This window comes from Microcystis sp. T1-4 (assembly GCF_000297435.1).
In the GTDB taxonomy this organism is placed as follows: domain Bacteria; phylum Cyanobacteriota; class Cyanobacteriia; order Cyanobacteriales; family Microcystaceae; genus Microcystis.
Genome location: NZ_CAIP01000157.1, coordinates 1 through 3,485, shown reverse-complemented (window position 1 = coordinate 3,485; position 3,485 = coordinate 1). Strand labels below are relative to the sequence as shown.

The following is a 3,485-nucleotide window of genomic DNA, read 5'->3' as shown; positions in this document are numbered from 1 at the left end:
TTTAAATGTCCAAATCCGTAAGATTTAAACGTGATCCGTGGGTTTCGATAAATTCTCGCCGGGGGGCAACTCGATCGCCCAATGGTAGTGGGCTTTATGGACTTGTGTGACTAGATGATTTTGATAACTTTCTGCTCACATTTGGTTAATTCTTCTGAAGTTGCTATCATGGCAAGTTCTTTTTTTAGCAATATTTTGCTACACTTCGCTTATCATAGGGATTTCAGGCTTCTTTGTCACCCCGTCAGTTCTTCGGGTTGAATTCCCTGCCGCTTGCGGTGTATGATGGAATTGTCTTGACCACCATTCCTTAAGCGATCACCAAGTTCAACATACTTGAGCCAAAGCGGTTTGAGGTTAACCTCTATCCTCACAACCACAACGTTGGGGCTGGGGCTTTGCAAGGAAACTAGGGTCGAGCTAAGTTTCGCGGGCGTTTGTTATGGCGACTCTCCGGTATCAACCTAAATTCTCCAGAAGCGGCTATGCCTCTAATGTGTATTGCCATTAGGAAGACCTAAATAGAATGAAAATCTTATTACTAGCGAACCATCTTCCGGATCAAAGACAAAGTATCAACAGGTTTGCTCAAATACTTGAAACTGGCTTGACCGAATTAGGTCATCAAGTCCGTTTAATCCGTTCTCAGCCGTGCATAGGTCGTCTTCAGCTATCTTTAAAAGGTTTAGGAAAATGGTTAAGCTATATTGATAAATATCTTCTTTTCGCCCACATACTCCCACAAGAATTGTCTTGGCCGGACATTCCCTGTGGTTGTCCTGTAATCACATCTAAACGCCCTCCGATGACTGAGGTAGGAGGAGAGGCCGCTATCTACATCAATCCAACTAACCCTGAAGAGGCAGCAGAAACAATAGCTGCTTGTCTCCCTATACTCAAATTCCTTAAACAGAAGGCAATTTTCAATGCCCAGTACTGTACTGCCGACAAAATGATTGCTTCTGATCTTGAGCTTTATCAAACAGCTATTTTTCAAAAAAATAGCGGGCGGGTTGACTACATTAAGTGTTTTTACCTCAAAAACGACAGCCAATAGAATATCGGGAACATAAAATAATGAAAATATTGCATATAATTCCATCTATTACTTTATTGGGAGGCGGCAGTAATGTAGCCGCTATCAACATTGTTAAAGCACTCAGAATTGCCAGTATTGATGCGGAAATCGTCACCACTAATGACAATTTTGGTACTGTCCTAGACGTTCCTGTAAATAGGTGGATTGAATACGATCAGGGACTTCCTGTTTTATTTTTTTCTAAAATCTATACAGGGATAAAATTTATCTCAGAATATACCCTAGCCTTAGATTATCATAATTGGCTGTGGAACAATATAGAAAACTATGATCTAGTACACATTCATTCATTCTTTTCCTATCTCTGCACTTTGGGAGCAATTATAGCTCGTCTTAAAAAGGTTAAGTATATCATCTCTCCTCACGGTCAGCTAGATTCCTGGGTTATCAACCAAAAAAAAATAAAAAAAATGGTTTATTATACTCTACTTGAGCAACAAAATTTGGAAAATGCTTCTGCAATTTACTGTACAACTAACCAAGAAGCTCAAGATGTCAAAAATTTTGGAATCAAATCTCCTACTTTTATACTTCCTCTCGGCGTGACACCGCTAGTTGATTTACCTGATGCGAAAATTAACATACGCACAATTTATCATATTGCTTCTAACATTCCTATTGTTTTATTTATGTCGCGTTTTCATCCCAAAAAACACATGGAATTACTTTTATATGCTGCCCACAATTTAGCCAAGCGACACAATTTTCATCTTATTCTGGCTGGTTCAGGAAATCCAGAGTACGAGCAGTATATCTTCAATTTAGTTTTATCTTTAAATCTTAACGAGGTTACTACTTTTTCGGGCTTCGTTCATGGAGAGAACAAAACCTTATTACTACAAGGAGCAGACATTTTTGTTCTCCCATCTTACGGAGAAAACTTTGCGATAACGGTGGCAGAAGCAATGGCATATGGGCTGCCTGTAATTGTTACCCCAGAGGTGCAAATTTCTCCAGAGATTGAGGCTAATAAGACAGGAATTGTCGTCTCAGGAAAACTGGAAGCTTGGGTACAGGCAATTGAGAAATTATTGATCTCAGAAGAACTACGAACGGAAATGGGAGAAAATGGTAGGCTTTTAGCTAGGACGAAATATGACTGGGATGTTATAGCAAAAGAATTAAGTATTATCTATCAAGATATCATTGATAATAAGCCTTTAGCTTCACTTTAAAAATATTACTCCACAGGGTAAGCTCATCTAATGTGGTATAAATTGTACTTGACAAAGATTGCTGAATAGGGTGCTGAAATCACTGTAGCACCGTCCCGCACTGCCAGTACCCAGACTTAGCCGCTGCTACCTCTGTATAATACTAAATCCGTTGAGTATAGGCTACTTAAGGCAAAAGGGGAAATAAATAATCAGTTTTTAATAACCAGATGTAGTATAATTTATCATTAGCCTTAGTCTCACTGTTGTTCATGAAAATTAATGAGGAAATAGCTCATGGGTAAAGGTTTTGCCTCCCCACCGGAAATAAAGCTCAACTAAAACCTGAGCTTCCTTTAACATCAATCAATGACATTCAAGCTAGTTTATTGACTTATCTTCAAGATATTCGTGACTCGATAGTGTCCCGAAACCAAAAACATTTATTAACCGATATTTTAGTCATTGCTATTTTAGCAGTTATAGCAGCAAATGAGATTACCGCTATTCCCGCTTTACTAGAACTGTTAGCTCTTCAAGGGGCAATTATCACCCTAGATGCTATGGGAACTCAAACGGCGATTATTAATCATATTCAAGCCAAAAAAGCTGACTACGTTATCGCCCTTAAAGCTAATCATCCGACTCTTTATACTCAGGTTAAAAACTGGTTTGAGCCAGATCAAGCACATCAATTTGATGGCATTCAATTTATTTATGATTACCGTCTGGAAAAAGGTCATCATCGCCTCGAAAAACGTTGGTGTTCGGCTGTCTCCTTAGAAGCTTTCGGCGGTCTTTATCAACAAGCTCAATCGCTAGTAATTCAAAGTATTATCATGGTTAAACGAGTTCGTCATCCCAGTCATAAAACCACTTATGAAGTCTAATTTTATCTCAGTTATCTTGCTGCTGATGCTCAAAAAATAGGTAATGCTATTCGTAAACATTGAGGCATTGAAAATCAGTCTCATTGGATTTTAGATGTTACTTTTCATGAGGATCAATGTCGGATTCGCTCCGGCCACAGCCCTCGTAATGGGAGCCTTCTTGAGACGACTAGCACTTAACGCTCTTAACCAAGAATCGACTTACCGACGTAGTCTGGCACAAAAAAGTAAACGGGCGGCCATGGATAATAACTATATGATCGCTGTGCTGAAAGCCTTTTGTCAAGCCTAATTGAGATGGTCTTACCCTGATATTACTGGAAAAAAATACTTTCCAACCGG

The 3,485-nt window shown here is 39.1% G+C and carries 2 protein-coding genes and 1 pseudogene; all 3 read left to right on the top strand.

Annotation, left to right across the window (positions count from 1 at the left end; genetic code table 11):
* Positions 1-526: 526 nt before the first annotated feature.
* The 3 genes and pseudogenes from MICAI_RS09610 to MICAI_RS09600 all read left to right on the top strand — a co-directional run bounded on the left by MICAI_RS09610 (position 527) and on the right by MICAI_RS09600 (position 3,435).
* Positions 527-1,057 carry a hypothetical protein gene (locus tag MICAI_RS09610; RefSeq protein ID WP_008200972.1) on the top strand — a complete coding sequence of 177 codons (531 nt, stop codon included), beginning with the start codon at positions 527-529 and terminating at the stop codon, positions 1,055-1,057.
* Positions 1,058-1,077: 20 nt separating this feature from the next.
* Entirely contained in the window at positions 1,078-2,274 is a 1,197-nt protein-coding gene (locus MICAI_RS09605; protein ID WP_008200970.1) for a glycosyltransferase, read from the top strand.
* 276 nt (positions 2,275-2,550) lie between these two features.
* Positions 2,551-3,435 (top strand): annotated as a pseudogene (locus MICAI_RS09600) (ISAs1 family transposase).
* Positions 3,436-3,485: the final 50 nt, after the last annotated feature.

Coding starts and splice junctions, on each gene's coding strand:
- MICAI_RS09610 (WP_008200972.1), top strand. CDS start 527: ATGAAAATCTTATTACTAGCGAACCATCTTCCGGATCAAAGACAAAGT.
- MICAI_RS09605 (WP_008200970.1), top strand. CDS start 1,078: ATGAAAATATTGCATATAATTCCATCTATTACTTTATTGGGAGGCGGC.